This is a genomic window from Phormidium sp. CCY1219, assembly GCF_055795085.1.
Genome location: NZ_JAYFEQ010000918.1, coordinates 59,204 through 65,203, shown reverse-complemented (window position 1 = coordinate 65,203; position 6,000 = coordinate 59,204). Strand labels below are relative to the sequence as shown.

The following is a 6,000-nucleotide window of genomic DNA, read 5'->3' as shown; positions in this document are numbered from 1 at the left end:
CTGGTCTTCTGGTCAGGTGAGCTTGGGAAAATAAAGTCTTACCAAGCCCCTCCCTTTAGGGATGGGGTTCCTGACGGTGGAGGATGTCAAGAGCTATGCTTGCGGGTAAAGTGCTACCCTGGGACAATTTTATAATTTATCAAATTTCCGCCCATCATGCGATCGCAATTTTATCGCAATTTTAATCTGCGCGAAACCCACGCCACAGAATAGAGCCGCACCCGGTAGGATGCGGCGCTCAGAAAAGGCGATCGCGGATGTGGGGTGAGTCTTTACCCCCTTCCCCGGAACCTGGGATTATCGACGCTCAACCTGATTGGGGTTGCGGGTTCCAGGGGCGTCTGGATTATCGGGATTCAGGGTTTCTTCCGCATTTTGCTCGATGACTTTGGGGATATTTTCATTCAGCTTTCTAATATTTTTCAATCCCGTATCGCCAATATTTTCATTCGGGAAATCTTCGGCTTTTTCTTGCACTCTTTTGGCTGTAGCGCGATCGACTTGTTCGGGATTATCTTCCGGGGTGAGGAGTTTGGCCGCTTGTGCTTGATTTTGGGAACCGAATGCGAAAGCGGAGCTGAACATCAGGGCGATAGTTGCCAAACTCACGGCGATAATTTGACGCAAACGAATTCCTTTCAGCCAAGTGATTAGTCGATTCATAAAGTTCTCTAAATTACTACTTGATGACGGGATAAACGGTATCGAAGCAATCTCTTTTAAAGGGTTATAAGATTTATTGCCAAGCCGCAACCTATTTCAAAGTAGCGTGGGGGCATGGAGAATTTGTTCTGTCAAAAGAGTGAAATCTTTTTATTCCAATGGGGAGAGACTGAATCGGCCAGAGTTTTGTCACGACAGCCATGCCGCAGAAAGGGGGGGATATAAATCAATAAATAAAGCCCGCTGAGGCGGGCTAAGTTAAAAAAAATAATTGCATCGGCAGCGGATTGGGGAAGAAATGCAGGGGAGAAGAAGGAAAAACCCCCATTGGCAAGCAGTTGTGGTGGGAGGGAGCGATCGCGCCGATTGAGTAGAGGGTTCGGGTTAAGCAACCGAGGAGGTTTGACAGACTTTTTGCACCACTTTTGCCAGACGTTGCATGCCGGTGGCGATTTCTTCATTGGTCGCGGTGAGGCTGATGCGAAGACATTGGGTTTTGTGAGGCCAATCTTCATTCAAACCGGGGAAGAAACTGCTACCGGGAACCACGATCGCGCCGGCTTTTTTAATTTCTTGATAGAGGTCCCAATCACAAATCGGTAAATCTTTAATCCACAACCAAGAAAAGATTGCGCCTTCGCCGCGATGCAGGAACCAGGGGAGGTCTTTGGGCATTGCTTCGTCTAAGGTATTTTCCACCACGGCGAATTTTTTCTGATAGTGGGGACGGATGACGGTTTCAGCGATCGCGCCGAGTGCGCCAGAGGCGATCGCCCGCGCGGCGATCGCTTGTCCGTATCGCGAGGAGTGGATACACAAGTTGGTCTGGAAGGACTGCAACACCTCAATGATACGTTGGTCGCCGATGGCGATGCCAATGCGTTCCCCGGGCAATCCCGCTTTGGACAAGCTCATGCAGTGAACGATATTCCCGCCAAAAATCGGCGTCATTTCGGTAAAATTCAGGGCGGGATAGGGCGGCGCATAGGCGGAGTCTATCAATACCGGCAGGTCATAGGGTGCGGCTAAATCGGCGATTTTACGCACTTCTTCATTGCTCAGCACGTTGCCGGTGGGATTGCACGGCCGCGAGAAAATCACGCACCCGGTGGTTTCGTCGATCGCTAATTGGCTGAAATCGGGGCGGTATTTAAACCGATGCATCGGTTCGTCTACCTCTAAGGTGGGTTTGTAGGCCATTAAGGCTTCCGGAATTAACGTGACGCCGCCATATCCGGTATAATCGGGACTCAGGGGAAGGATGATTTTTTTGAGTTCGCCGTTGTCAGTGCGTCCGCCAAAGGCGTTGGCGGCGTAGAAGTAAATGGATTGACTGCCCGGACTGATGAGAATATTGCGATCGCTGAGATTTAAGCCATAGCGTTGGTTAAAATCGGCTTTGACGGCATCGATGAAGGGCTGATATCCTTGGGAGGAACCGTAGCGACAGACCACTTCGCCATAGTCCGGACTTGCCAATAACTCGGCGGTGGAATCTCGCCACAACTGCTCGACTTCGGGCAAAATCACCGGATTGCCGGCACTCAAGTTGATAAATTCCTGACCCTTTGCAGCTGTGAGGGTTTCGATAATATCTTTCATAATCGCCCGCACGCCTGTCAGGTGGGACATCTGTTCGCCAAATTGAGTCAGGTGAGGATTCATTAGATTATTTCCTAAATGTTGGACACTCCGCGTCTTCACGCCGGGGAAGAACCGACTAAAATTTTAACCTGAGTCCCCGTTAGGCAGTGGGTTTTTCCGTGGCGCTGAACCGAGGAATCCACACCACCGGGTCCGGTTAGGTGGCATTATAAAAAGTTGGGGCGGGAGACCCCGCATTTTCTTTCGCGCAGTGCTGACCCGGTGGGTGTTGTCCACTGCTTTGAAAGATTTCTTCATTTTAGCTGATTTCTGGGCGTTGCACAGGGAGATTTGCCCCGAGAAAGGGGTAGGATGGGGTTCTACCACGAGCCGGATGCGCCGTAGGGATTGGGGTGGCAATGCTATGGTGGATTGTGGTGCGGTGAGTTCTAGCTCTAATGATGCAGATTTGGCAGGCTGATTTTTATCGACGTCCGTTACAAAACGAACGCGGGGAGCGGTTGTGGGAGTTGGCAATCTGCGATCGCGCGGGGGATTTTCGCTTTAGCGATCGCTGCGTTCAGTCTGAGGCGAAGGTGTCCTGGTTGGTCGATCGCCTGCACAAGGCCAGTGCGGGTCATCCCCCGGCGGCGATCGAGGTGTTTCGTCCCCAGTCTTTGAGTTTAATTCAAGAAGCTGGGAAGCAACTGGGGGTGCCGGTGATCCCGACCCGCCGCACCCAGAGTTTGAAACAATGGCTCTTGCAAAAAAGCCAAGAGTATGCTAATGAGCCAAATTACACCCACGAAACCTACGACCCCCTGGCGGTAGACCGACCGCCACCGATTCCCCTACCGGAAGAATTGTGGGGCGATCGCTGGCGGTTTGCTCGGGTCAGCGCCGGCTATTTGCTCGATGTATTTGGCGATCGACCGATCCCGATCCGCTCGATTCCCGAATCCCTCAACCCCTTCAATCTCGGATTAGCCTCTACGGTGGCGATCCCGGGGGCGGTGGTGGATGGCGGACGACAATCTATGCGACTGGCGCGCTGGTTGGAAGCGGTGCAACCAGTGGCGCTCAATTACATTCCCGGTGCTCCGGATGGATTGATCTTAGAAGCAGGGTTGAGCGATCGCTGGGTATTAGCCACCTTTGAAGATAAAGAAGTGGCCGCCGCTGGATTGAATTTTCAACAACACAAACAACTGTGCAAGGGTTTGCACTTTTTGCTGGTGCAACCGGATGACTCGGGTCAAACTTATACCGGATTTTGGTTATTGCAAAATGCCTGAATATTGATAATTTCTAGTTTTCAAAAGGCAATTGCAAGGGGTGGCTTTTCCCCAGGAAATCGGCAAAATAATTAACAGATTTGCTGAGAATTTTATGCGGGACTGTCTATCAGTTGCACCAGTTTGCCCAGAATGGATTCAAAAGGAGGTAATGAATATTCATTCAGGTCAATCGTCACGGTTTGATGTTCTAATTTAAGGAAGCGCCACAGGGTGTCGGTAGTGACTGCACCGTAGACCGTGGCAATCGAATTTTGGTTTTGCTGGTTAAACCGCCAAGCGGCAACCATTGTGGCAATACACTGTCCTAATCCGCCTTTCAGGTCTTCTTTTTTCGCTTCCACAATGGAAACCACAGGTGCGGTAATATAAAGTTGTTCGGTAGAACGGCTCAATAAGAAATCGCAAACGCCAGTCAGTCCGGCATCGGGTTCCACTTCAAATTCTTCGCCAGAAAATAAACTACAGGGGGAATTGGCAATTTCTTTGGCGGCAAGCAATAAGGGACAAATCAACAGTTCAGAGCGGGCTTTTTCCGTGTTTAACGCAATGGCTAGGGTGAGGTTTTTTTGTAAGTATTCGGCGAGATAAGGCGGAAAAGATTCCTGGCGATCGCGATTTAAAAATTCCACACCTTCTACCAGAGTAAGGTTCAACTCTATGACCGCTTTTTTTAGGGTAAACTGGCTATAGGACATGGTAAACCCTCGATCCAATCGCAATTAGCAGGTTTAATTTTACCCCAGTTAGGGGTGAAGCGAGTGGGGGATTTGCGAAGGGAGATTGTCACGGGTTGCTCGAATCGCCAGGGCTATGTTTTGGGGGGATAGTTAGGGAGGGGCTAGGAAAAAAATTTCTGACCTGACCCCCAATAGGATTTTGAATAAATTGCATTAGGAAGACCTTTAATCAACCACCCGGATCGTACCGCGTTGGACGGCATCAAAGACGCGGTTGATATAGTCGTTTTCGATTGGGGTGAGGGTGTCTTTCGAGAGCAGACTGTTCATTAGGAGCTGTTGGTCAACGCGACTGAGCTGGCGAAAAGTAAAGATGCGATCGACCAGTTTATCGATGGGAATTTTTGGGGGATGGGTTTGAGCAAACATAGGCTTGACAAGGTTTTTAACATCCAAAAACTTGCATTTCTTTTATTTTTAAAGATTCTGTAAAGCGGTGTGGCGATCGCAAACACCGAGGAAATGTGACAATATGTTTCAAGCCGAGTGACAGCCGTCATTGACAAAAGGGGATATCTTTGTGGTATGCAAACGCCCTTTTCCCAGAAATGCGAATTTCTAGGTAAAATAGCGGGGCATTTGAAAACCACAGAAGGAAAACGTCATGGAACCGGTAAAAATCGGCATTCTTGGTGGCAGTGGCCTTTACAAGATGGAGGGACTGCACGACATTGAAGAAGTTAAAGTAGAGACCCCGTTTGGGTCGCCCTCGGACGCCCTAATTGTGGGTACCCTAGATGGCACCCGGGTGGCATTTTTGGCGCGTCACGGTCGCGACCATACCCAGATGCCCTCGGAATTGCCGTTTCGCGCCAATATTTATGCGATGAAGAGTATTGGGGTGGAATATTTAATCTCCGCCTCAGCGGTAGGTTCTCTGAAAGAAAATGTTAAGCCGTTGGATATGGTGGTGCCGGATCAATTTATCGATCGCACCAAAAACCGGGTGTCCACCTTTTTCGGGGAAGGCATCGTGGCCCACATTGCCTTCGGGGATCCGGTCTGTCAGGAGTTGGCGCGGATCCTCGCCGATGCGGTGGAAAGTCTGAACTTTCCGGACGTAACCTTGCATCGCCAGGGCACTTATGTGTGTATAGAAGGTCCGGCATTTTCCACGAAGGCGGAGTCGAATCTCTATCGCAGTTGGGGTGCTTCGGTCATCGGAATGACGAATTTACCGGAAGCAAAATTGGCGCGCGAGGCAGAAATGGCCTATGCCACCCTGGCGCTGGTGACGGACTACGATTGCTGGCATGATGACCATGACAGCGTTTCGGTAGATATGGTGATCGAGAATTTGAAGGCTAATGCGATCCACGCCCAGAAGGTGATTCGCGAAACCGTGCGCCGATTGAGCGAAAATATGCCCGAGAGTCAGGCCCATTCGGCGTTGCAGTTTGCAATTTTGACCCCTCTAGATATGGTGTCGCCGTCGGTGAAAGATAAGTTACGGGTATTGTTGCAAAAATATTTATAAATAACCTACCGTTTCCCGCCCTTGTTTTCATGTCAGGGTCAATCATGGCGTTGGGGAGGGGATAGCCCATTCCCCGTCTCCTTTCCCCATCGCCGATAGCCATCAACTATGGTTTTGGAGAGAGCTGGCGGTAAAATTGGACGATAAACATTCAGGTTTTTAGCTACAATAGAAGCGGCCAGAGAGCGGGTGAGTATGGAGTTTCACGGTGGCCGAATTCGCGAAAACTGGAGGCCATTTC

The 6,000-nt window shown here is 50.2% G+C and carries 6 protein-coding genes; 2 read left to right on the top strand and 4 right to left on the bottom strand.

Annotated elements, in window-relative coordinates:
- Positions 1-297 precede the first annotated feature (297 nt).
- Together AC0QH1_RS30340 and AC0QH1_RS30335 are read right to left on the bottom strand one after the other, a co-directional pair.
- Entirely contained in the window at positions 298-663 is a 366-nt protein-coding gene (locus tag AC0QH1_RS30340; protein ID WP_324635174.1) for a hypothetical protein, read from the bottom strand.
- A 384-nt stretch (positions 664-1,047) separates the two neighbouring features.
- Positions 1,048-2,328, bottom strand: coding sequence for a valine--pyruvate transaminase (locus tag AC0QH1_RS30335; RefSeq protein WP_324635173.1), 1,281 nt, complete (start codon positions 2,326-2,328; stop codon positions 1,048-1,050).
- 380 nt (positions 2,329-2,708) lie between these two features.
- Between AC0QH1_RS30335 and AC0QH1_RS30330 the strand changes: the two genes are divergently transcribed.
- Entirely contained in the window at positions 2,709-3,542 is an 834-nt protein-coding gene (locus AC0QH1_RS30330) for a Tab2/Atab2 family RNA-binding protein (RefSeq protein WP_324635178.1), read from the top strand.
- 92 nt (positions 3,543-3,634) lie between these two features.
- Here AC0QH1_RS30330 and AC0QH1_RS30325 read toward each other — a convergent pair whose 3' ends face one another.
- Together AC0QH1_RS30325 and AC0QH1_RS30320 are read right to left on the bottom strand one after the other, a co-directional pair.
- Entirely contained in the window at positions 3,635-4,240 is a 606-nt protein-coding gene (locus AC0QH1_RS30325; RefSeq protein WP_324635172.1) for a hypothetical protein, read from the bottom strand.
- A gap of 207 nt (positions 4,241-4,447) precedes the next feature.
- A complete protein-coding gene (locus AC0QH1_RS30320) occupies positions 4,448-4,651 on the bottom strand; it encodes a hypothetical protein (RefSeq protein ID WP_324635171.1) in 204 nt (67 codons plus the stop codon).
- A gap of 235 nt (positions 4,652-4,886) precedes the next feature.
- Here AC0QH1_RS30320 and AC0QH1_RS30315 point away from each other — a divergent pair, with 235 nt between their 5' ends.
- The gene (locus AC0QH1_RS30315) at positions 4,887-5,759 is read left to right on the top strand and encodes an S-methyl-5'-thioadenosine phosphorylase (protein WP_324635170.1); all 873 of its coding nucleotides are present in this window, start codon (positions 4,887-4,889) and stop codon (positions 5,757-5,759) included.
- The last annotated feature ends 241 nt before the right edge of the window (positions 5,760-6,000 follow it).

What these genes read in the sequence shown, in the direction of transcription:
- AC0QH1_RS30315 (WP_324635170.1), top strand. Translation starts at nt 4,887, where the DNA reads ATGGAACCGGTAAAAATCGGCATTCTTGGTGGCAGTGGCCTTTACAAG.
- AC0QH1_RS30320 (WP_324635171.1), bottom strand. Translation starts at nt 4,651, where the DNA reads ATGTTTGCTCAAACCCATCCCCCAAAAATTCCCATCGATAAACTGGTC.
- AC0QH1_RS30330 (WP_324635178.1), top strand. Translation starts at nt 2,709, where the DNA reads ATGCAGATTTGGCAGGCTGATTTTTATCGACGTCCGTTACAAAACGAA.
- AC0QH1_RS30335 (WP_324635173.1), bottom strand. Translation starts at nt 2,328, where the DNA reads ATGAATCCTCACCTGACTCAATTTGGCGAACAGATGTCCCACCTGACA.
- AC0QH1_RS30325 (WP_324635172.1), bottom strand. Translation starts at nt 4,240, where the DNA reads ATGTCCTATAGCCAGTTTACCCTAAAAAAAGCGGTCATAGAGTTGAAC.
- AC0QH1_RS30340 (WP_324635174.1), bottom strand. Translation starts at nt 663, where the DNA reads ATGAATCGACTAATCACTTGGCTGAAAGGAATTCGTTTGCGTCAAATT.